At 55.1% G+C, this 23,006-nt stretch carries 19 protein-coding genes; 9 read left to right on the top strand and 10 right to left on the bottom strand.

Annotated features, from left to right (window positions below; all coding sequences use genetic code 11):
• Positions 1–39 precede the first annotated feature (39 nt).
• The 5 genes from odhB (at position 40) to brnQ (ending at position 6,965) form a co-directional block, all read left to right on the top strand.
• Positions 40–1,257, top strand: coding sequence for a 2-oxoglutarate dehydrogenase complex dihydrolipoyllysine-residue succinyltransferase (gene odhB, locus AQS70_RS17805; RefSeq protein ID WP_055104073.1), 1,218 nt, complete (start codon positions 40–42; stop codon positions 1,255–1,257).
• A 170-nt stretch (positions 1,258–1,427) separates the two neighbouring features.
• Positions 1,428–2,864, top strand: a complete 1,437-nt coding sequence (gene lpdA, locus AQS70_RS17800) for a dihydrolipoyl dehydrogenase (protein ID WP_055104072.1) — start codon at positions 1,428–1,430, stop codon at positions 2,862–2,864.
• 227 nt (positions 2,865–3,091) lie between these two features.
• Positions 3,092–4,258, top strand: a complete 1,167-nt coding sequence (gene sucC / locus AQS70_RS17795) for an ADP-forming succinate--CoA ligase subunit beta (RefSeq protein WP_055104071.1) — start codon at positions 3,092–3,094, stop codon at positions 4,256–4,258.
• Positions 4,258–5,139, top strand: a complete 882-nt coding sequence (sucD, locus tag AQS70_RS17790) for a succinate--CoA ligase subunit alpha (protein ID WP_055104070.1) — start codon at positions 4,258–4,260, stop codon at positions 5,137–5,139. Before sucC ends, sucD begins: the two co-directional genes overlap by 1 nt.
• Positions 5,140–5,651: 512 nt before the next feature.
• Positions 5,652–6,965: a branched-chain amino acid transport system II carrier protein gene (gene brnQ / locus AQS70_RS17785; RefSeq protein ID WP_055104069.1), complete on the top strand. Its 1,314-nt coding sequence runs from the start codon at positions 5,652–5,654 to the stop codon at positions 6,963–6,965.
• A gap of 210 nt (positions 6,966–7,175) precedes the next feature.
• On the opposite strand, the gene AQS70_RS17780 is transcribed toward brnQ, so the two are convergent.
• On the bottom strand, positions 7,176–7,430 hold the full coding sequence (locus tag AQS70_RS17780) for a hypothetical protein (RefSeq protein WP_055104068.1): 255 nt from the start codon (positions 7,428–7,430) through the stop codon (positions 7,176–7,178).
• Positions 7,431–7,651: 221 nt separating this feature from the next.
• Here AQS70_RS17780 and htpG point away from each other — a divergent pair, with 221 nt between their 5' ends.
• Both htpG and AQS70_RS17770 read left to right on the top strand, forming a co-directional pair.
• Complete coding sequence (htpG, locus tag AQS70_RS17775) at positions 7,652–9,556, top strand: molecular chaperone HtpG (RefSeq protein ID WP_055104067.1); 1,905 nt, start codon at positions 7,652–7,654, stop codon at positions 9,554–9,556.
• Positions 9,557–9,615: 59 nt separating this feature from the next.
• The gene (locus tag AQS70_RS17770; protein ID WP_055104066.1) at positions 9,616–10,344 is read left to right on the top strand and encodes a dienelactone hydrolase family protein; all 729 of its coding nucleotides are present in this window, start codon (positions 9,616–9,618) and stop codon (positions 10,342–10,344) included.
• Between the two features lie 123 nt (positions 10,345–10,467).
• On the opposite strand, the gene trhP is transcribed toward AQS70_RS17770, so the two are convergent.
• The 8 genes from trhP to AQS70_RS17730 all read right to left on the bottom strand — a co-directional run bounded on the left by trhP (position 10,468) and on the right by AQS70_RS17730 (position 19,075).
• Complete coding sequence (trhP, locus tag AQS70_RS17765) at positions 10,468–11,808, bottom strand: prephenate-dependent tRNA uridine(34) hydroxylase TrhP (protein WP_055104065.1); 1,341 nt, start codon at positions 11,806–11,808, stop codon at positions 10,468–10,470.
• Positions 11,809–11,902: 94 nt separating this feature from the next.
• On the bottom strand, positions 11,903–12,820 hold the full coding sequence (locus AQS70_RS17760; RefSeq protein ID WP_055104064.1) for an EamA family transporter: 918 nt from the start codon (positions 12,818–12,820) through the stop codon (positions 11,903–11,905).
• Positions 12,821–12,919: 99 nt separating this feature from the next.
• Positions 12,920–14,200 (bottom strand): TRAP transporter large permease, encoded by a 1,281-nt coding sequence (locus AQS70_RS17755; RefSeq protein WP_055104063.1) that lies wholly within the window; start codon positions 14,198–14,200, stop codon positions 12,920–12,922.
• On the bottom strand, positions 14,201–14,728 hold the full coding sequence (locus tag AQS70_RS17750; RefSeq protein ID WP_055104062.1) for a TRAP transporter small permease: 528 nt from the start codon (positions 14,726–14,728) through the stop codon (positions 14,201–14,203). It lies immediately after the preceding gene.
• Between the two features lie 62 nt (positions 14,729–14,790).
• Positions 14,791–15,774, bottom strand: a complete 984-nt coding sequence (locus AQS70_RS17745; RefSeq protein ID WP_055104061.1) for a TRAP transporter substrate-binding protein — start codon at positions 15,772–15,774, stop codon at positions 14,791–14,793.
• 51 nt (positions 15,775–15,825) lie between these two features.
• Positions 15,826–16,719, bottom strand: a complete 894-nt coding sequence (locus AQS70_RS17740) for a glucurono-1,5-lactonase (protein ID WP_055104060.1) — start codon at positions 16,717–16,719, stop codon at positions 15,826–15,828.
• 46 nt (positions 16,720–16,765) lie between these two features.
• Positions 16,766–17,593, bottom strand: coding sequence for an NAD-dependent epimerase/dehydratase family protein (locus tag AQS70_RS17735; protein ID WP_055104059.1), 828 nt, complete (start codon positions 17,591–17,593; stop codon positions 16,766–16,768).
• A gap of 213 nt (positions 17,594–17,806) precedes the next feature.
• Entirely contained in the window at positions 17,807–19,075 is a 1,269-nt protein-coding gene (locus AQS70_RS17730; RefSeq protein ID WP_055104058.1) for an OprD family porin, read from the bottom strand.
• Between the two features lie 472 nt (positions 19,076–19,547).
• Here AQS70_RS17730 and AQS70_RS17725 point away from each other — a divergent pair, with 472 nt between their 5' ends.
• Positions 19,548–20,294, top strand: coding sequence for a FadR/GntR family transcriptional regulator (locus AQS70_RS17725; protein ID WP_055104057.1), 747 nt, complete (start codon positions 19,548–19,550; stop codon positions 20,292–20,294).
• A 176-nt stretch (positions 20,295–20,470) separates the two neighbouring features.
• Positions 20,471–21,550, top strand: a complete 1,080-nt coding sequence (locus AQS70_RS17720; protein ID WP_055104056.1) for an AI-2E family transporter — start codon at positions 20,471–20,473, stop codon at positions 21,548–21,550.
• 24 nt (positions 21,551–21,574) lie between these two features.
• Here AQS70_RS17720 and AQS70_RS17715 read toward each other — a convergent pair.
• On the bottom strand, positions 21,575–23,006 hold a 1,432-nt coding region (locus tag AQS70_RS17715), incomplete at its 5' end, for a TonB-dependent receptor (RefSeq protein ID WP_055104055.1).

Below are 23,006 nucleotides of genomic sequence, written 5' to 3'. Positions count from 1 at the left end.
CCTTCGCGCACTGAAACCGAATTTAAGGAACCAAAGAACATGGCTATCGAGATCAAAGCCCCAACATTTCCGGAGTCGGTTGCCGATGGCACCGTTGCTACCTGGCACAAGCAACCAGGCGACGCTGTAAAGCGTGACGACCTGATCGTTGACATCGAAACTGACAAAGTGGTGCTGGAAGTACTGGCAACTGCTGACGGCGTTCTGGGCGATATCGTCAAGAACGAGGGCGACACCGTTCTGTCCGACGAAGTGCTGGGCTCCATCGTTGAAGGCGGTGCTGCTGCTCCGGCCGCTCCTGCTGCCGCTGCTCCTGCTCAAGCAGCCGCGCCTGCTGCTGACGGCGAAGACGATCCAGTTGCTGCGCCAGCAGCTCGTAAAATCGCTGAAGAAAACGGCATCAACATTGCTTCCGTTGCCGGCACTGGCAAAGGCGGTCGTGTCACTAAAGAAGACGTTGTCGCTGCTGTTGCCGCGAAAAAAGCGGCACCGGCCGCTGCACCGGCTAAGGCTGCTGCGCCTGCTGCCGCTGCTCCAGTGTTCGCTGCTGGCGATCGCGTAGAAAAACGCGTACCGATGACCCGTGTTCGCGCTACCGTGGCCAAGCGCTTGGTAGAAGCTCAATCGAATATGGCCATGCTGACCACGTTCAACGAAGTCGACATGACCGAAATCATGGCGCTGCGTTCGAAGTACAAAGACCTGTTCGAGAAGTCCCACAACGGCGTACGCCTGGGTTTCATGTCATTCTTCGTAAAAGCTGCCACCGAAGCCCTCAAGCGCTTCCCGGCTGTTAACGCGTCGATCGACGGCTCTGACATCGTTTACCACGGCTACGCCGATATCGGTGTTGCTGTATCCAGCGACCGTGGTCTGGTTGTACCTGTACTGCGTAACGCTGAGCTGATGAGCCTGGCTGAAATCGAAGGCGGTATCGCTGCCTACGGTAAGAAAGCCCGTGATGGCAAACTGTCGATCGACGAAATGACCGGCGGCACGTTCACCATCACTAACGGTGGTACTTTCGGTTCGATGATGTCGACCCCGATCGTTAACCCGCCACAAGCCGCGATCTTGGGCATGCACAACATCCTTCAGCGTCCAATGGCAGTCAACGGACAGGTTGTTATCCGTCCGATGATGTACTTGGCTCTGTCTTACGATCACCGCTTGATCGACGGCAAAGAAGCTGTAAGTTTCCTGGTAGCAATCAAAAACCTGCTGGAAGACCCAGCTCGTCTGCTTTTGGATATCTAAAAGCAGCTGCGAGCTTTAAGCCCCACGCTGCACGTTAAAGCAGTTTGGTTTGAAGCTCGTATCTTAGGTAACAGCGGCAAGCTGTGAGTTGAGTAGTGCCATGATCTGGTTTTGCTTTTAACTTGCGGCTTGCAGCTCAAAGCTTGTAGCTAACAGAGGATTCTTTTCCCATGTCTCAGAAATTTGACGTTGTAGTGATTGGTGCGGGCCCTGGTGGCTACGTTGCTGCGATCAAAGCCGCTCAACTGGGTCTTTCGACTGCATGCATCGAAAAGTACACCGACAAAGAAGGCAAACTGGCACTGGGCGGTACTTGCCTGAACGTTGGTTGCATTCCATCCAAGGCGCTGCTGGACAGCTCCTGGAAGTACCACGAAGCTAAGGATGCCTTTGCTATCCACGGCATCAGCACCGGTGAAGTGAACATGGACGTGCCTGCGATGGTTGGCCGTAAAGCCAACATCGTTAAAGGTCTGACTTCCGGCGTTGCGACCCTGTTCAAGGCCAATGGCGTTACCTCCCTGCAAGGCCACGGCAAACTGCTGGCCGGCAAGCGTGTTGAGCTGACCAAGCCAGACGGCAGCGTTGAAATCATCGAAGCTGAGAACGTGATCTTGGCTTCCGGCTCGCGTCCGATCGACATTCCGCCAGCTCCAGTTGATAACAACGTGATCGTTGATTCGACCGGCGCCCTCGAATTCCAATCCGTACCTAAGCGTCTGGGCGTTATCGGCGCTGGCGTTATCGGTCTAGAACTGGGTTCGGTATGGTCGCGTCTTGGCTCTGAAGTGACTGTTCTGGAAGCTCTGGATACGTTCCTGATGGCTGCTGATGCTGCTGTGTCTAAAGAAGCCTACAAAACCCTGACCAAACAAGGTCTGGACATCAAGCTGGGCGCTCGTGTGACCGGTTCTAAGGTTAACGGCGATGAAGTCGTTGTGACCTACACCGACGCCAACGGCGAACAAACCATCACGTTCGACAAACTGATCGTAGCGGTTGGTCGTCGTCCAGTGACCACTGAGCTGCTGGCAACTGATAGCGGTGTGAACATCGACGAGCGCGGCTTTGTGTTTGTTGACGATCACTGCGCAACCAGCGTACCGGGCGTTTACGCCATCGGTGACGTGGTACGTGGCATGATGCTGGCACACAAGGCTTCTGAAGAAGGCATCATGGTGGTTGAGCGCATCAAAGGTCACAAGACCGAGATGAACTACGACCTGATCCCGTCGGTTATTTACACTCACCCGGAGATCGCATGGGTCGGTAAAACCGAACAGACCTTGAAAGCTGAAGGCGTTGAAGTTAACGTCGGCACCTTTCCGTTCGCAGCCAGTGGCCGTGCCATGGCCGCTAACGATACCGGTGGCTTTGTAAAAGTCATTGCTGATGCCAAAACTGACCGCGTACTGGGTGTCCACGTGATTGGCCCAAGCGCAGCAGAACTGGTACAGCAGGGCGCAATCGGTATGGAATTCGGCACCAGTGCCGAGGACCTGGGCATGATGGTTTTCTCCCATCCAACCCTGTCCGAAGCGTTGCACGAAGCAGCGCTGGCGGTGAATGGCGGTGCTATTCACATTGCCAACCGTAAGAAGCGTTAAGACCAGACAATAAGAAACCACGGCGGTTTGCCCGTCGTGAGCCTTGCTTGCAAGCCTCACCGCGGAACTTCCGCCGGACGCAGTCTTGTCTTGTTTTAACAGAGCCCGATCCTCGCTCGCGCGGGGAGCGGGTTAGCTAAAGCAGGACAAGCAGCAGTCACAGGTGGTGCGGCACTAATTAAAGTGCAGCGCCGAATGCGCAGTACCTAACGAAGACGGTAAAAAGCATGAATCTTCACGAGTATCAGGGTAAGCAGCTGTTCGCTGAGTACGGCCTGCCAGTATCCAAGGGTTACGCAGTAGACACCCCGGAAGCGGCGGCAGAAGCTTGCGACAAAATTGGCGGAACCGAATGGGTTGTTAAAGCTCAAGTTCACGCAGGCGGTCGCGGTAAAGCGGGCGGCGTTAAGCTGGTTCGCAATAAAGAAGACGCTAAAGCATTCGCACAAGAGTGGCTGGGCAAGCGTCTGGTGACTTACCAGACTGATGCCAATGGTCAGCCGGTCACCAAGATCTTGGTTGAGTCGTGCACTGATATCGCTAAAGAGCTGTACCTGGGCGCTGTCGTAGACCGCTCCAGCCGTCGTATCGTGTTCATGGCTTCCACCGAAGGTGGCGTGGACATCGAGAAGATCGCACACGAAACTCCAGAAAAAATTCTGAAAGCAACCATCGACCCACTGGTTGGCGCACAGCCATTTCAAGGTCGCGAGCTGGCTTTCCAGTTGGGTCTGGAAGGCAAGCAAGTTGCTCAGTTCGCCAAGATCTTCGTAGGTCTGGCCAAACTGTTCCAGGACCACGATCTGGCCCTGCTGGAAGTTAACCCGCTGGTTATCAAGACTGACGGCGATCTGCACTGCCTCGATGCAAAAATCAACATCGACGCAAACGCCATGTACCGTCAGCCTAAGCTGAAAACTTTCCACGATCCGTCGCAAGACGATCCGCGCGAAGCGCACGCTGCTCAGTTCGAACTGAACTACGTAGCACTGGAAGGCAACATCGGTTGCATGGTCAACGGTGCTGGTCTGGCCATGGGCACCATGGACATCGTTAACCTGCACGGCGGCAAGCCAGCCAACTTCCTTGACGTGGGTGGCGGTGCAACCAAAGAACGCGTAACCGAAGCGTTCAAAATCATCCTGTCCGACAGCAATGTCGCTGCAGTATTGGTTAACATTTTCGGCGGCATCGTTCGTTGCGACATGATTGCCGAAGGCATCATCGGTGCAGTGAAAGAAGTCGGCGTGAAAATCCCGGTGGTTGTGCGCCTTGAAGGCAACAACGCTGAACTGGGCGCTAAAGTACTGGCAGAAAGCGGCTTGAACATCATCGCTGCTACCAGCTTGACCGACGCTGCTCAACAAGTTGTTAAAGCTGCGGAGGGCAAGTAATGAGCGTCCTGATCAATAAAGACACCAAAGTTATCTGCCAAGGCATCACCGGTTCGCAAGGTAGCTTCCACACCCAGCAAGCCATCGAATACGGCACCAAAATGGTGGGTGGCGTTACTCCGGGCAAAGGCGGCACTGAGCACCTGGGTCTGCCAGTGTTCAACACTGTGAAAGACGCTGTAGCTGCTACTGGCGCTACTGCCAGCGTGATCTACGTTCCGGCTCCTTTCTGCAAGGACTCCATCCTTGAAGCAGCGTTCGGCGGCATCAAGCTGATCGTTTGCATCACTGAAGGCATTCCTACCCTGGACATGCTGGACGCTAAAGTTAAGTGCGACGAGCTGGGTGTTACCCTGATCGGCCCTAACTGCCCAGGCGTTATCACTCCAGGCGAATGCAAGATCGGCATCATGCCAGGTCACATTCACTTGCCAGGCAAAGTAGGCATCGTGTCGCGTTCCGGCACCCTGACTTACGAAGCTGTTAAGCAAACAACTGACGCCGGTTTCGGTCAGTCGACTTGCGTAGGTATCGGTGGTGATCCGATTCCTGGTTCCAACTTCATCGACATCCTGAAGCTGTTCCAGGAAGACCCGAAGACCGAAGCGATCGTTATGATCGGTGAGATCGGCGGTTCGGCTGAAGAAGAAGCGGCTGCCTACATCAAGGCAAACGTAACTAAGCCAGTTGTTTCCTACATCGCTGGTGTGACTGCCCCTGCTGGCAAGCGCATGGGCCATGCTGGCGCAATCATCTCTGGCGGTAAGGGCACAGCAGACGAGAAGTTTGCTGCCCTGGAAGACGCAGGCGTTAAAACCGTGCGTTCGCTGGCAGACATCGGCAAGGCTCTGTCCGAGCTGACTGGCTGGGCCGTCAAATAAGCCTCGTGCTTAACTGATAGCAACACCAGGCAAAGGCCACCTTCGGGTGGCCTTTGTGCTTTCTGAGTAAAGCAAATCTCCCCCTGTAGGAGCTGCCGCAGGCTGCGATCTTTTGATTTTAACGATCAACAGATCGCAGCCTGCGGCAGCTCCTACAACAAACGGCCGCGCTTGAGTTTGAAACCGGGCCCAGCCCTTGCAGGAGCGAGCTCGCTCTTACAGTCTCTATTCCATGTAGGAAATCACGAACCTATAGCTAGGAAAAGCACACCAGTTCAATTTTCGATGTCATTTATGCGACAACTGCGTTTGTTAATCGGACAGGATGCCCTGTGACAGTGCGCTCTTCTTAAAATATAGGTAACCTTGCCGCCATTCTGCTTTTCTGCGTGTGCGTCCCACAAGGAAGCCTCGCGCTAGACGGGTCGGTCTTACTCAGGCTGGCAGCATTTCCCACATCCGTACGGGAAATTCCCCTCTAAATTCCGATTTGCTAGTGTGGTATTTCCGTAATGAAAGTGTTGAAAGGCCAGGACATCCTGGCACTTGGCTTTATGACTTTTGCCCTGTTTGTTGGGGCTGGCAACATCATTTTCCCACCGATCGTTGGTTTGCAAGCCGGGCCGAACGTCTGGATAGCCGCGCTGGGTTTCCTAATTACCGCTGTAGGCCTGCCGGTTGTCACTGTTGTCGCGTTGGCGAAAGTCGGCGGCGGCATGGATGCGCTGAGCAGCCCTATTGGTAAATTCGCTGGTGGTTTACTGGCAGCCGTGGCTTACCTCGCCGTGGGCCCACTGTTTGCTACCCCGCGTACAGCAACCGTGTCGTTTGAAGTAGGACTCGCGCCCCTGACCGGTGAAAGCCCTCTCGCATTGTTCTTGTACAGCGCGGTGTACTTCTTGGTGGTGTTCTTTGTTTCGCTGTATCCAGGTCGTTTGTTGGACACCGTAGGACGTTTCTTGGCGCCCCTCAAAATCATCGCCTTGGCCATTTTGGGCATCGCAGCCTTTGCCTTGCCTGCCGGTGATATTGGTACAGCAACGCCTGAGTACGTCGCTTCACCGTTCTCTCAAGGGTTCATCAATGGTTATCTGACCATGGATACTTTGGGCGCACTGGTATTCGGCATCGTGATCGTCAACGCGATTCGGTCCCGTGGCGTCGAATCGCCAAAACTGATTACCCGCTACGCGATCATCGCCGGTTTGATTGCCGGTGTCGGTCTGGCGCTGGTGTACATCAGTCTGTTCCGCTTGGGCTCAGGCAGCCATGAAGTGGCGGCGGGTGCGACCAACGGTGCAGCGGTGTTGCACGCCTATGTTCAGCACACCTTTGGCTCGCTGGGCAGCGGTTTTCTCGCGGTATTGATTGCCTTGGCGTGCTTGGTGACGGCTGTAGGTCTGACCTGTGCGTGTGCAGAGTACTTCAGCAAGATCTTGCCACTGTCCTACAAAACACTGGTTGTGATGCTGGCTGTGTTCTCGCTGGTGGTATCTAACTTGGGGCTGACCAAGCTGATCGCGTTCTCTATTCCGGTGCTGACCGCCATTTACCCGCCGTGCATCGTGCTGGTGGCGTTGAGCTTCTGCAAAGGTTTCTGGAACAGACAGACGCGTATCGTAGGTCCGGTCATGCTGATGTCGTTTATTTTTGGCATGGTCGACGCCCTTAAAGGCGCCGGTCTGGCTGATGGCCTGCCGAACTGGCTGACTCACATGCCATTCAGCGAGCAAGGCTTGGCTTGGCTGGTGCCTTCGCTGGTCGTGTTGGTGGGTGCATTTGTCTTTGATCGCCTGCTGGGCAAGCCGCGACACGCTGTGGCGTAAAGCGCTGCGCGGTAAAAGCGCGCGGGTCGTCCATAAAAAATGCCCTGCATCTATTAGATGCAGGGCATTTTTTATGGGTAACGATTGAGTTACGCCATTTTCAACACAGCACCCATCGACGCCATGCTGCTATCTGTAGGGGAGGGCTAGCCCGCGATCCTATGCCTGTGCAAAAGATCACGAGACAAGCCGGTGCCTACAAAGTCGCTATTACTTGCTTTCAGCTTGTGGAGCATCTTCAGCCGCTTCTTCAGCTGCGGCTTGGTTCGATTCAGCCTGAGCTTTAGCCGCTTCGGCGTTCTCTTTAGCAGCATCGTTTACCTTGTCTTGCGCTTCAGACATTTTTTCTTGAGCTTGTTCGGCATGCTGATTAGCGTCCTGAGCTTTATCTTCAGATTTCTTATCGCACGCAGCGAGGCCCAGGGAAGCAGCAAGCATCAAGGCAACAGCAACGGAATTACGCATGGGATGTTTCTCCTTATGAGTGAATCTACGTGGCGTTTGAGCAGACCCGATTCATTTAAGTTCCACGCGTGTGCAGATATATAAATAGCGCCGCATGGGCAGAATCTATTGGTAAAAAGTGTCAGGCCTTGAAATTTCAAGTTCAGGCCCCACCTTTCATCACATCCAGCCGCTAACCCATGTGGGCGTGGCACATGCCATCTAATCGGAGTTTGATAACAATGAGCGTGGAAACTCAAAAGGAAACCCTGGGCTTCCAGACCGAGGTTAAGCAACTGTTGCACCTCATGATCCATTCGCTGTATTCCAACAAGGAAATCTTCCTTCGCGAATTGATCTCGAACGCTTCTGATGCTGTCGATAAATTACGTTTTGAAGCGCTGTCTAAACCAGAGCTTCTGGAAGGCGGCGACGAACTTAAAATCCGTGTGAGCTTCGATAAGGACGCTAACACCGTTACTCTCGAAGACAACGGTATTGGTATGAACCGTGACGACGTGATTGCCCACTTGGGTACGATCGCCAAGTCCGGCACTGCCGACTTCATGAAAAACCTGACCGGCGATCAAAAGAAAGATTCGAACCTCATCGGCCAGTTCGGTGTGGGTTTCTACTCGGCCTTTATCGTCGCCGACAAAGTTGACGTGTACAGCCGCCGCGCTGGGACACCCGCTAGCGAAGGCGTGCACTGGTCTTCAAAAGGTGAAGGCGAGTTTGAAGTCGAGAACATCGAAAAAGCGTCTCGCGGCACCAAGATTGTTCTGCACCTTAAGTCTGGCGATGAAGAGTTCGCCGATGGCTGGCGCCTGCGCAACATCATCAAAAAATACTCCGACCACATCGCTTTGCCGATAGAGCTGCCTAAAGAGCAGACTCCAGCCGAAGGCGAAGAAGCTCCGGCGCTGGAGTGGGAAACCGTCAACCGCGCCAGCGCTTTGTGGACGCGTTCGCGCACTGAGGTGAGCGATGAGGAGTATCAAGAGTTCTATAAGCACATTGCCCACGACTTCGAGAACCCGTTGGCCTGGAGCCATAACAAGGTTGAAGGCAAGCTCGAATACAGCTCGCTGCTCTATGTGCCAGCACGTGCGCCGTTCGACCTGTACCAGCGTGAAGCGCCTAAAGGGCTGAAGCTGTACGTGCAGCGTGTCTTCGTGATGGATCAGGCTGAGTCTTTCCTGCCGCTGTACCTGCGTTTCATCAAAGGCGTGGTCGACTCCAACGATCTGTCGCTGAACGTGTCGCGTGAAATCCTGCAGAAAGACCCGATCATCGACTCCATGAAGTCAGCACTGACCAAGCGTGTGCTCGACATGCTGGAAAAACTGGCGAAGAACGAGCCTGAGAAGTACCAGGGCTTCTGGAAAAACTTCGGTCAGGTCATGAAAGAAGGCCCGGCTGAAGATTTCGCCAACAAAGAAAAAATCGCCGGTCTGCTGCGTTTTGCGTCGACCCACGGTGATGACGGCGAGCAAAATGTTTCTCTGGCCGAGTACTTGGCCCGTGCCAAAGAAGGCCAAGACAAGATCTACTACCTGTCTGGTGAAACCTACGCACAAGTCAAAAACAGCCCGCACCTTGAAGTCTTCCGTAAGAAAGGCATTGAAGTGCTGTTGCTTACCGACCGTATCGACGAATGGTTGATGAGCTACCTGACCGAGTTCGACACCAAGAGCTTTGTTGACGTGGCGCGTGGTGATCTTGATCTGGGCAACTTGGACTCCGAAGAGGACAAAAAAGCCGCAGAAGAGGTTGCTAAGGCAAAAGAAGGTCTGGTTGAGCGTATCAAGGCAACTTTGGGGGAAAGTGTCAGTGAAGTGCGTGTATCGCACCGTCTGACCGACTCGCCAGCCATTCTGGCTATTGGTGAGCAAGACCTCGGCCTGCAAATGCGCCAGATCCTTGAGGCCAGCGGCCAGAAAGTACCGGACTCCAAGCCGATCTTTGAATTCAACCCAGCTCACCCGCTGATTGAAAAACTCGATGCAGAGCAGAGCGAAGAACGGTTCAACGAGCTTTCGCACATCCTCTTTGACCAAGCTGCTTTGGCGGCGGGTGACAGCTTGAAAGATCCGGCGGCGTATGTTCGTCGACTAAATAAGTTGTTAGTTGAGTTGTCCGTGTAACAGGTCTATAAAAAACCCGCTTCGGCGGGTTTTTTTTGCTTTGAATTCAGGAGTTTTTAATGAAATCCATTACCGTCAGTTCAGTGGTCTACCACGTCGATGGCCAACCTTACGAAAGCCGCCTAGCTTTTGACCCTAGCCGCGAGGATTCGCTGCCGGGTTTGCTGATGGCGCCTAACTGGATGGGCATCAGCGCAGATGCAGAAGAGATTGCGAAGTCCGTGGCCGAGCAAGGCTATGTGGTATTGATTGCTGATCTGTATGGTCAAGGTATTCGCCCAGCCAATGGCGACGATGCGGGTGCCGCGATGATGCCGCTCAAAAATGACCGGCAATTGCTGCGCAAACGCATGTTGGCGGCCTATGACGAGCTTAAAAAGCAAAACCTCGCGGTGGTCGACAGCAGTAAGTTGGCGACCTTTGGTTTCTGCTTCGGCGGGTGCTGTTCACTGGAACTGGCGCGCAGTGGCGTCTACCTTAACGCCGCGATATCGTTCCATGGCACGTTAGACACGCCTAATCCGGCAGACGCTAAGAACATCAGCGGTTCGGTACTAGTGCTGCACGGTGCGGCTGACCCGATGGTACCGCATGAGCAATTACCAGCGTTTGAGGCTGAGATGAGCGCGGCCGGTGTGGACTGGCAATTGACCAGCTACGGCGGTGCCGTGCATTCCTTTACCGACGTACACGCTAACGTACCCGGCAAAACGATGTATGACGCCAAAACCGCCAGCCGTGCCTTCACCGCCATGCACAACTTGTTGGATGAAGTGTTCAAGGGCTGAATAATCCGCAGGCTGCGATCTTTTGATCGTTAAAGCAAAGCTAGCAGCCTGCGGCAGCTCCTACAGCTCATCTGAACGTTAGAATGGGCCGAGAACACAGTGGCTGTGGTTGGTTCCAGATCTTCAGGCTGACCTTTCTAGCGTTTCGCTCACGGTCAAATCGCGCATCAACAGCGCATAGTGCAAATCCACTTGCTCGGGGATAGGCAAGTAAACAGTGTGGCCATCACCCGGTGCGACTTCGATCGGTAAGCCGGTGGTGTTATGCAGTTGGTCCAGATCGAAGTGGTAATTGCCCTGTGGAGTCATTAACTCTAAGTGATCGCCCAAGGCAAACCGATTTTTGACGATGACCTCAGCCAGCCCTTTTCGGCGTTCCCCAGTCAATTCGCCGACAAACTGCTGGCGATGTGACAGTGAGCTGCCGTACACATAATTCTGGTATTCGTCATGCACATGCCGACGTAGAAAACCTTCGGTATATCCGCGTTGCGCCAGTGACTCCAGATCGTTCATCAGATTGCGATCGAATTCACGGCCCGCAACGGCGTCATCAATCGCCTTACGGTAGACCTGCGTGGCTCGCGCGCAATAAAAGTGCGACTTGGTGCGGCCTTCAATCTTGAGTGAGTGAACACCCATTTCCGTCAGACGCTCGACGTGTTGCACGGCTCGTAGGTCTTTGGAGTTCATGATGTAGGTGCCATGCTCATCCTCGAACGCCGCCATCGGCTCAGCTGGGCGATTGCTTTCGTGCAACACGAACACCTGATTTGTTGGTGCGCCTAGGCCGAGCGTGGGCTCAACGACCTTCACCACGTTACCTAATTCGTTTTCAATGGCGGGTTTGGCCTCGTACTTCCAACGGCAAGCGTTGGTACAACTGCCTTGGTTGGCATCACGTTTGTTCATATAGCCCGACAACAGGCAGCGGCCGGAGTAAGCCATACACAGCGCGCCATGGACGAAAATCTCAAGTTCCATGTCAGGCACTTGTTGACGAATTTCTTCTATTTCTTCAAGCGACAGTTCGCGGGACAAGATGATTCGGCTCAAGCCCTGCTGGCGCCAAAACTTTACGCTGGCCCAATTAACCGTATTGGCCTGTACCGACAAATGAATAGGCATGTGCGCGAAATGCTCGCGCACCAACATGATCAACCCTGGGTCAGACATGATCAGTGCGTCTGGGCCCATTGCTATCACCGGCTCTAAATCTTTAAGAAAGGTGCGCAACTTGGCGTTGTGCGGGGCGATGTTGACCACCACGTAAAAGCGTTTGCCCTGGGCTTGAGCTTCGCGGATACCAATGGCCAGATTGTCGTGGTCAAACTCGTTATTGCGCACCCGCAAGCTATAGCGCGGCTGGCCTGCATAGACCGCATCGGCGCCATAGGCGAAGGCATACCGCATGTTCTTCAGGGTGCCAGCAGGGGCAAGGAGTTCGGGCGGAGCAAAGCGCATAGTCGAGTCTTTCACAAAAAGGCGCGAGGGTAGTCGAATCTACCTTCGCGCCTATTGATCTGGATCTAAGAAACCACGCTTGGCCGCTGGTGGCCTATCTAAACGCCGCCTTCTGCAAGGCCAGCATCACGATACCGGCCACCACAATCAACCCGCCGATCACCTGACCATTGCTGAGGACTTGATCCAGAATCAGCCAGCCAAACAGTAGACTCGCCACGGGTTCGACGTTCATGACCGGTGCGTTTTGAGCCATGTTTAAGCGCGTCATGCAGATAAACAGTAAGCAGAATCCGAACCCATACAGCGTGACCAGACAGGCGAGGGCGGTCCAGCCGGTAGACGAACTGGGGAGCGACAGCCCACCTGGCAGCACACCGCTAACTCCGGCCAACGTGGCGGCGCTGAACACAATCAGCATCGTCAGCATGCTACGCACCGTGCCGCGCAGGCTCGACAGCTTGTGATCGGTGATCCATAGGGCACAGGCAAACACGGAGGCAGCACCAAAACCAAACAGAATGCCCTCCAGCCATTGCGCTTCAGTGCTGCCTTGGTTTGACAGACGCTCGGGCACGTCCAAGGCAAACACCAGGCCGCACATGATCAGGCCCATCAACAATGAGGCGCGCCGGGTGGGGCGCGAGCCGCCCAAGGCCCATGTCAGTAACACCAGCAGAATCGGCGCCATATTGCCGATCAGCAACGCCAACGCCACCGGAATCCGTGCCACTGCTGAGTACAAAAAGAAGCTTTGTGCCGCAATCAGCAGCCCCAGCAGTAACTGCCAGCGCCAATTGGCAGCGGTTAGCCGAGGCCGTTCACGTTGCCATAGCACCAAACCGGTGAGCACGATCAGCGTAACGCCAGCGCGGCACAGAATCGCCAGCAACAGCCCTGTGTCGTGATCGAAGGCAATACGCGCGGCGATGTGATTACCGGCGAATGCACAGGCCAACAGCACCAGAATCAATACCGCAATATGACGGGGAAACAGAGCAGGAGCTGACATAAGCAACCAGCCTCCTTGGCTGGATAAATGCACGCTGTAGATGCGAACTTGCTCGCGATCTTTTAAAGACCGCGAGCAAGTTCGTTACAGGGCTAGGGGTTACAACACGACGCTTGGTAGCCACAGTGAGATCGCTGGAACGTAGGTCACCAGCATCAATACGCAGAACAGTGCAACGTAGAACGGCAGCAAGGCTTTAACGGTGTTTTCGATGGTCACTTTGCCCACCGCAGCGCCGACAAACAGTACCGCACCGACCGGCGGCGTAATCAATCCGATCCCCAAGTTAACCAGCATGATCATGCCGAAGTGCACGGGGTCGACGCCGATACCGGTGATGACCGGCAGCAGAATCGGAGTCAGGATCAGAATCAGCGGCGCCATGTCCATCACCGTGCCCAACAGCAGCAACATTGCATTGATGCACATCAGAATCACGTAACGGTTATCTGACAACGTCAGGAACGCGGTAGTGATTTTCATCGGAATTTCCATCAGCGTCAGGATGTAACCGAAGCTGGCGGCAAAGCCGATCAGAATCATCACGATGGAAATAGTACGCACCGCCCGGTGCATCAGTTTGGGCAGGTCGCGCCATTTATAGTCGCGGTAGATGAACATGGTGACGAAGAACGACCACAGAACGGCAATCGCTGCGGATTCTGTGGCGGTGAAAACACCCGACAAAATACCGCCCAGGATGATGACCATAGCCATCAAGCCCCACAGCGCGTCACCGGCGATTTTCAGCGCCTTTTTCAGTGGGATCACTTCGCCCTTTGGGTAGTTGCGCTTGCGGGCAAAGATCATGCACATGCCCATCAGGACTGCGCTAAGTAACAACCCTGGCATAATCCCGGCGATAAACAGCGAAGCAATAGAGACCGAGCCGCCCGCAGCCAGTGAGTAGAGCACCGAGTTGTGGCTTGGCGGGGTTAACAGCGCCTGTACCGAACCGCTGACAGTCACCGCTGTCGAGAACTCACGTGGGTAGCCTGCGCGTTCCATTTCTGGAATCAGCACCGAACCGACAGAGGCCGTATCGGCCACCGACGAACCCGATATGGCGCCGAAGAACGTCGAGGCCACGATGTTCACCAACGACAGACCGCCACGCACAAAGCCTACCAGCACCCCGGCAAACGCCACCAGCCTGCGTGACATGCCGCCCTCGGCCATGATCGCGCCGGCTAGGACGAAGAAGGGGATCGCCAACAGCGAGAATTTGTTCACGCCTCCGGCCACTTGGATCATCAGCGCGTCCAACGGAATATCAATCCACCAGGCGCCGATCAAAGCTGATAGGCCGAGGGCGTAGGCCACCGGCATACCGATGAGGATCAGGGCAACAAAGCTGCCCAGCAGTACCAAAGCGTCCATTTATACGGCCTCTTCGCTGGCTTCTACGATGTCGAACCGCACAACACGGCGGTGGCTTTGGTCCCCTAGAAAGAGCTTTTCCAGGACGAAGATCAGGGTGATGAGGCCGCCGATAGGAATGGGTAAGTACGAAATCCCGACCCGCAGCGAAGGCATTTCCCCTAGAAACTGATTCCAGGTCGTTGCGCAGAGTTTGAAGCCCTTGACGGTCATAAACAGGCAGACGATGACCATCAGGATTTGCACCAGCAAAGCGGCGTGTTTGCGCACATTAGCTGGCATGCGTTCAACCGCCATCGCGACAGCCATGTGGGCTCCGGCGCGATAACTGGCGGCCGCGCCAAAAAAGGTAAACACCACCATCAGCAAAATGGCAGTGGGTTCCGGCCAGCTTGAGCCTGTGCCCAGCACATAGCGGGCGAAGACGCCCCAAGGAATAATCAGGGCCATCGTCAGCACCGATAACCCGGCGATCCCGATACAGACCCTGTACAGCAAGTCGTTGAAACGCAGCACGGTATTTTTCATGGGGCTCACCACATCAGCGGCAAACGGGCTTGCGCCCGCCGCCGCAGCGTTATCAGACAGGCTTATTGAACAGCTTCGATACGCGAGATCAGCTCTTTGTAGTTCGCGCCGTATTTGTCACGCACCGGCTGAGTGGCGTCGTAGAACGCTTTTTTCTGCTCTGGGGAGAGGGTGATGAACTCAACGCCAGCGGCCTTCAGTTTGGTTTCGCTCTCGGCTGATTTTTTGTCCCACAGCACGCGCTCTTCCATCTGTGCTTCGCGGGCGAGTTTTTGCACCAGCGCCTGTTGCTCAGGGTTGAGCTTGTTCCACGTGGATTTGGCGATCACGATAGGCTCAGGCAGGATCAAGTGATCGGTCCAAGTGAAGTATTTGGCGTTCTGGTAATGGTTGTGCTCAAGGAAGGTCGGTGGGTTGTTTTCGGCGCCGTCGATCACACCGGTTTGCAGGGCGCTGAAAATTTCACCGGTGGACATGGCAATGCCACTACCGCCCATGTCATTGATGGTGTCGATAAATACCGGGTTGCCTTGAACGCGAATCTTCATGCCTTTGAGGTCGGCCAATTCGCGTACGGGCTTTTTGGTGTAAATGTTGCGCGTGCCGCCATCCATCCACGCCAGTGCGACCATGTTGAAATCGGAGTTGGTGATTTTATCGAGCATCTCCTGGCCGATTTCGCCGTCAATGATTTTGCGCATGTGCGCTTGATCGCGGAACACGAAAGGTAGGTTAAACGCATTGGTTTCTGGCACCACAGGGCCAAGAATCCCAAGGCTTACGCGCGTCATCTGGATAGCGCCACTTTGTAACTGCTCGACCACTTCTTTCTCTGAACCCAGCACGCCACCGGCATACATCTTGAACGAGATATCGCCTTTGCTTTGCTCTTGGAGCTTTTTGCCCATTTCTTGCTCAGCCACTACCGGCGGATAACCCGTGGGGTGGACTTCTGCGAATTTAATTTTGACTTCGGCCTGGGCGACGCCAGAAAGGCAGAAAGCCAGCGGTAATGCAGCGATGAGTAAGGTGCGTTTGAAATCCATGGGTTACTCCACATTTTGTTTTTGTTTTTTAAGGTTTTGGATCAGCAAGGTTTAACAGTCAGCTTTAAAAACGGGCTCCGCTAACCCCTTTACGCCTGGGTTAAGGGCAAATACGCCGCCCGCGAGGGGTTGATCACTGAGATCGCCGCCCGGGCGAATGGAGGTGACGAACAGGGTGTCGAGATTCGGCCCGCCAAATGCGCACATCGCTGGCTTTTTGACGGGCACAGCCAAGGAGCGGTCGAGCGTGCCTTGGGGGGTAAAACGATGGATCAATCCAGCATCGTTGCCGCAAATCCAGTAACAGCCATCGGCGTCGACGGCGGCGCCATCGGGGCGGCCCAGATGCGCAGTCATGTCAACAAAGAGACGCCGGTTGTAAGGGGTGGCGGTGTCGATGTCGTAATCAAATGCCCAAATTTTTTGCACGCTGGGGTGCGAGTCTGAGAGGTACATCGTGAGGCCGTCAGGGCTGAAGGCCAGGCCGTTAGGCACGATAAGCCCGGTTAGTTGCGGGGTTAGAGGCTCTTTTTGCCCAGCGTTGTAACGATACATCGCGCCCACAACCCTACCCGCGGCCATGTCCAAGTGCATGGTTCCGGCCCAGAATCGGCCTTGCCTGTCACAGCGGCCATCATTGAAGCGCATGTCCGATTGTGCATGGGGCACGCTGCTCAACAGCTCAGTACTCAGGCTGCCATCGGCTTGTGGGCTGAGCGCAAACACGCCGCTTTGCATGCCGCCGATCCAGTTGCCGTCGCTGCTCCGGGCAATGCACGCGAGCATCTGCGGGGCTTCCCAGCTTTGGCTGTGGTTGTCGACTAAATGCCAGCGGTGCAGCCGTTTTGCCGGGATATCAACCCAGTACAACGCTTGCTCTGCAACGCTCCAGACCGGGCTTTCGCCTGTGGCATTTCGTGCATCGAGAATCAGTTCGGCATTCATGCGGCTTGATCCCTGTCGTTATTATTTTTATAGGAGGCGTGGGGGCTTACTTATCGCCAAATGGGCCCGCCGCCACAAAGGCGCCGCCCTGATACACCCTGTTCGGATCGTTGGCAGCGGGCATGGGTTGGGCTTCAACCTTGTCGCGGAACACTTCTGAGGTGTCTTTGGGTTCGAACCCTAAATGCGCTGCGAAGCGGTTATCCCACCACACGTTCAGATTGTTCGAGGCACCGTAAACCACGGTGTGACCCACATTGGGGGTGTAGAGCGAACGCTCGAGCAAGTGCGTGAGGTCGGCAAAACTGAGCCATGTGCTCATCATTCGGCGGTTCTGCGGCTCCGGGAAGGAAGAGCCGATTCGGATGCTGACGGTTTCGATGCCATAGCGGTCGAAATAAAAAGTCGCCATGTCTTCGCCGTAGGACTTGGACAACCCGTAATAACTGTCGGGGCGGCGAGGGGAGTGAGTGTCGATTCTCTGGTCTTGCTTATAAAAGCCGATCACGTGGTTGGAGCTGGCGAAAATGACGCGCTTAACCCCGTGTTGGCGAGCGGCTTCGTAAATATGAAATACGCCGCTGATGTTGGGGCCGAGGATTTCTTCGAAGGGGCGCTCAACAGAAACACCGCCAAAATGAAGGATGGCGTCAACGCCTTCGACCAATTGATGCACCGCCTGCTTGTCAGCCAGATCGCAGATGATGGTTTCTTCGCGGCTGTCAACGGCGGGCGCCATTGGTGCGATATCAGACAGGCGCAGAACGTTGGCATAAGGCTTCAGGCTTTCGCGCAATACCTTGCCTAAGCCACCCGCAGCCCCGGTGAGAAGAAGACGGTTGAAGGGAGTTTGGACATTAGGAGTGTGTGTCATCAAGGAGCCCTACATTTTTATTATTGTCATCTGTTGTCGTATGACTTGGCTTGAATTATTCACAGCCATTGCCGCTCTTGTCAATGCGCGATTCAATGAGCGCAAGCCAATTGCCATCATTGCGGATGAATAACCTGTAGAGGCGAAGTTGTTCGTGATCGTTTGACCTTTTCAAAAGATTTCGAACAAGCTCGCTTCTATAGGATTTAGGGTTTACAGCAGCGACAGCGGGTAGCTGATGAAGATACGGTTCTCGTCAAATTCATTGGTGCTGTAGTTGCGACGGATGCTCGCGTTACGCCAGCGCACGTTAAGGTTTTTAAGCGTGCCGGATTGCACGGTGTAGGCCAGTTCTGATTCGCGGCCCCATTCCTTACCGTCGGTGTACGCGCCGGTGTGCACGTTATCACCGCTGATGTAGCGGTTCATCATGGTCAAGCCCGGTACACCGAGCACTGCGAAATCAAGGTCGTGACGCAGTTGCCAAGAGCGTTCTTTGGCCTGGTCATAGCTGGAGTTGTAACTGTCGTTAGCCAGGGTGCCGCCACTGGTGCCGTTGACACGGAACCAGCCGTCGTCGCCGCCAACCCGTTGCAGGCCCACATAAAAGGTGTTGCCTTTGTATTTAGCTGAGAGCAGGGCGTAGGCGGTTTTGTTGTCCAGATCGCCTGCCCGCTTGCTGCCATCTTCCTTGCCCCAGAAATAACCCAGGTTCGCACCCAGCGTGACATCACCCACCGGTTGGGTGTGAATCACGTTGAGGAATTGTTGCTGGTAGATGTTTTCCAGCTCTGCGTACCAGGCGCCCACTTGAGTGCGCTTTTCATTGAAGGTGTAATCGCCACCTGCAAAGTTGAAGCGGTCGGAGGTGAACGCCCCTTTGCCATTGAGCGACATGTCTTCCATGCTCGCGTCGTTACGTGGGCTGTTGGCCCGGAACTGGCCGCCATAGAGGTTCAGCCCAGCGATTTCTTTAGAGGTGATCTGTGCGCCGCGAAAGGTTTGCGGCAGTGAGCGGCCGTCATCCGATCGCAAAATAGGCAGCACCGGCATCCATTCACCCACTTTCAGTTCGGTGTCGGAAAATTTTGCCTTGGCGGCCACGCCTAGGCGCCCGAAGTTCTTAGCGGGTTCGCCATCACTGCCTATCGGCAATAGTTGAGTGCCTGCGGTCCCTTTACCGCCATCAAGTTTCTGCGAGTACATGCCCAAAACATCCACCCCGAAACCGACAGTGCCTTGGGTATAGCCTGACTTGACGTCCAGAATGAAGTTTTGCGTCCACTCTTCAGCCTTGCTCTGCGGGGCGCGGCTGTTGGGGTAGTCAGGGTTGACGAAGTTACGATTGATGTAAGCGTTACGCAGCGTGAGTGTTGCTTTGGTGTCTTCGACAAACCCGTCAGCCACTGCGATCAGCGGCAGCGTGAAGGTCATACTGCCCAGCCCCATAAGAATCAATGAACGGGTGTTTTGAGATCTCATTATTGTTGTGCTCCCATTTTTGACAAAGCCGTCCCCACTTAGCCGACTAAAGCGGCCTGTTATGTGAAGGCGGTATGTGGTGCCCTAGTGGTAGGGCGCTGACTCAGTCCGCGCAGGCGGATGAGCCATTTGCTGTAAAGCAACGTTCAGCAAATACGGCAGGCAATCGACCCGTGGTGAATCGGGTTCGACAGGAATCTGTGGGGGGCGTGATAGCGTGCGCAACGCTTGAGAATGCGGTCATACGGAAAGTCCTTGATTATTATTGTTGTGTTATCCGTTGTCGTACAACTTTGGCGAATTATTTACACCTTCGCTACGCTTTGTCAATGCAGTCCCGAGCAAACAAGTTAGGGTTTTACCGGGGCAAGTGGCGGCGGTGATGACCGCCGATTGGTGATCGTACAACCCGCATGAGCTATGATGCGTGAACTTGCAGCTCGTGCCCCTGAATTCGAGAAAGATTTTGACCATGGAAAAACCGACCGACGTTCCACGCCTTCCTCGCAAACGCCGCAGCCTTGCGCAGGAATTGGTAACGGTGCTGTCCGAGCAAATTCGTGACGGCTTGCTCAAGCGGGGTGACAAATTGCCCACCGAGTCCGCGATCATGGAAGCGCATGGTGTTAGCCGTACCGTGGTCCGCGAAGCGATTTCCCGTTTGCAGGCGGCGGGGCAAGTGGAGACTCGGCATGGCATCGGCACTTTCGTGCTGGACACTCCAAGCCCGAGCGGCTTTCGCATCGACCCGGCAACAGTGGTTACGTTGCGCGATGTGCTAGCGATTTTGGAGTTTCGAATCAGCCTAGAAGTAGAGTCGGCGGGGCTGGCGGCGCAACGCCGTAGCCCTGAGCAATTAGCCTTGATGCGCTCAGCGCTAGACGCCCTGAGCGAAAATACTGCGCGTAACGGCGATGCTGTGGCTTCGGACTTTCAGTTCCACTTGCAGATTGCCTTGTCCACCGGCAATCGCTACTTCACCGACATCATGAACCACTTGGGCACCAGCATCATTCCGCGGACTCGCTTGAACTCGGCGAGCTTGGCCCATGATGATCAGGCGCACTACATGAACCGTTTAAGCCGTGAGCACGAAGAAATCTTCGCAGCCATTGCCCGTCAAGACTCAGACGCGGCCCGAGCGGCCATGCGTTTGCATCTGACCAACAGCCGCGAACGTTTGCGCCATGCACATGAAGAGGCTCAAGCGCAGGGTTAAAGAACTGCACTTGTAGTCGCTGCCAAAGGCTGCGATAAGGGCCGCACGACCTTCGCTTTTAATTCACTAGCAGAGGCCGCAGTGTGGCCTATAGCAGCCTGCGGCAGCGGCTACACGTATTGATGCGTGGTCTAAACTTTTGAATCGGCGCACTGTTTTATTGACATGGAAGGCGTATGAACGAAACGAGCCTGCAACGTAAAACGCTGCTCTTGCTACTGGCCTTTGTCACCATTGCCTTTATCTGGATATTGATACCGTTCTATGGCGCGATTTTTTGGGCAGTAGCGCTGGGTATTCTGTTCGCCCCCTTGCAGCGCAAGCTGCTCCTCAAGTTTAAAGGCCGACGTAATCTAGCCACCTTTATCACGCTGATCGCCTGCACCTTGATCGCGATTCTACCGGTGATCATCACCACGACTTTACTGGTGCAGGAAGTTGCCACGCTCTATAGCGATGTGCAGAGCGGCAAGATCAACGTGGCCCTCTACGTGGCGCAGTTGCAAAGCCTTCTGCCTCGTCAAGCAATGGAATGGCTCGATCAGTTTGGCTTGAGCAGTCTGGATGGCATCAGCGACAAAGTCGCCAAGGGGGCACTTGAGGGCAGTCAGTTCTTCGCCACTCAAGTGTTCAACTTTGGGCAGAGTACGTTTGATCTGGTGGTGGGCTTTTTCATCATGCTCTACCTGCTGTACTTCTTCATTCGTGATGGCCAATCCATGGTGCGCCTGATTCGCAACGCGGTGCCTATGGCTGAACAGCACAAACGTCTGCTGCAGATTAAGTTACGCCGGGTGGTCAGGGCTTCGGTGAAAGGCAATTTGGCCGTGGCGGTGGTTCAAGGTGCGCTGGGGGGGATCATCTTCTGGATACTGGGCATCCAAAGCTCGCTGTTCTGGGCAGTGCTGATGATGTTTTTGTCGCTGTTGCCAGCCGTGGGTGCAGGTATTGTCTGGGCACCGGTAGCGGTTTACTTTTTTGCCTCGGGGATGGTCTGGCAAGGTGTCGTGTTGTCGCTGTTCGGGGTGTTCGTCATCGGCATGGTCGATAACGTGCTGCGCCCGATTTTGGTGGGCAAAGACACGAAAATGCCAGACTTTCTAATCCTGATCTCAACCTTGGGCGGCATGGCGATTTTCGGCCTTAATGGCTTTGTAATCGGCCCATTGATTGCCGCGCTGTTCCTGTCGAGTTGGGGGCTGTTCAGCGGCACCCGGCGTAAGGTACGACTGCCAGCCGATAGAATCCAGCACTAGGCGCTGTACATAATCGTACTGAGCCTATCGAAAACTGTACGAGACGCCCACGTAGGCGCCTCGACCTTCCCCGGGGGTAGAGCGCGCCGCGTCTTGCCCTTTATCGTCGTAGCCCGGCGTCACCGTGGCGGCGTAGCGCTCGCCTGTCAGGTTGCGCAGGTCAATCCAGGTTTGCCAGTCTTGCTTGGGTGACGCATAACCCAAGGTCGCCCCCCAAAGCCTGTAAGACGATGCGTAATACGAGTTGGCATAATCCACCGCCATACGCGAAGCCACTTGGGTGTTGACCCCTGCGTAGAAACCTTGCGGGTGGTCGTAGCGGATTTCAGCTTGGTAGTAATGCTGTGGGATGCCCGGCAGGCGGTTGTCACCAAAGCGTGAGTCATCCCGATAGTGGAAGTCGTTGAAGGTATAGGCTTGGCGCAACGAAACTGTGCCCACGCCATCGCCTTCCCATAACGGGCTGTTCAGTCCGGCCTCAATCCCCTGATGGACGGTCGGGCTGGCGTTGGACTCGCCGACAATCGGCGCTAGATCTGTCGTTGCAGCTTGCAGTTCAACCGTCAGCAGTTCATGGCGGACCGCAGAGTAGTACCAAGCCACATCCCATTGGCCGATCCAGGCGTCACCGCGGGTGCCAAGTTCAAGGGTAGTCGCGGTTTGGTTCTTCATAGCGATCGGGCCGCTTTGTCGTCCTGTCGCCGCACCACTGCCCACCGGGAATACGTATGGCGAACTCCAGATCATCGACCATGGGTGTGGCGGCTCAACCGAGCGACTGAGGTTGCCGTACACCTGCAAGTGCGGGTTGAACTCGTAACGCAGACCTAAACGCGGCGCGTAGTCCCAATCATGCTGGCTCACTTTATCGCCGCTCTCGGGGTAGCTCACGTCGCTCTCGCGGCGGGTATAGATCAGCGCCATGCCAGTGGTAAGCCACAGGTCGGGGATCAGCTCCAGATCATTGCTGGCGTGCAGCACGGTATCTGAACCCTGATAACTGAAGTCGCGCATCTTGGTGCCGGGGGCGTAAGCGGCCGTATTGGCGCGGGGGATGCGTACATATTCTGAAGCCCCACTGTTGGGCAGGTGTTTGGTGCTGCGCAGCCCGACAGTGGTTTGGCTTTCAAGCCCGAACAAGGTGTCGCGGCGCTTGTAGTTCAGCGTGCCACTGACATCGGTATAGGCAACCTTGAGGCGGTTGGGGCCTTCGCGCAGATCCATCGGGTAGTCGTGGTAGACCAGACCCACTTCCAGTTGTGAATTGTCGTCCAAGTACATCGTGGTCTTGTTACCCAACCATGTACTGCCGGGTTGCGGACGGGTGTAGTCGCCGCTGACATAGGCCGGGTTGGCTGCGCGGGGGTGATGCTTGATCTGCTCTTTGGTTACGCGCCCGGCCAGTTCGTTATCGGTTTCGCGGTAGCGCAGGTAAAAGCGGGTTTCCAATTGTGGG

The organism is Pseudomonas endophytica (assembly GCF_001411475.1).
Lineage (GTDB): Bacteria > Pseudomonadota > Gammaproteobacteria > Pseudomonadales > Pseudomonadaceae > Aquipseudomonas > Aquipseudomonas endophytica.
This window is presented reverse-complemented; position numbering and strand designations above follow the sequence as displayed.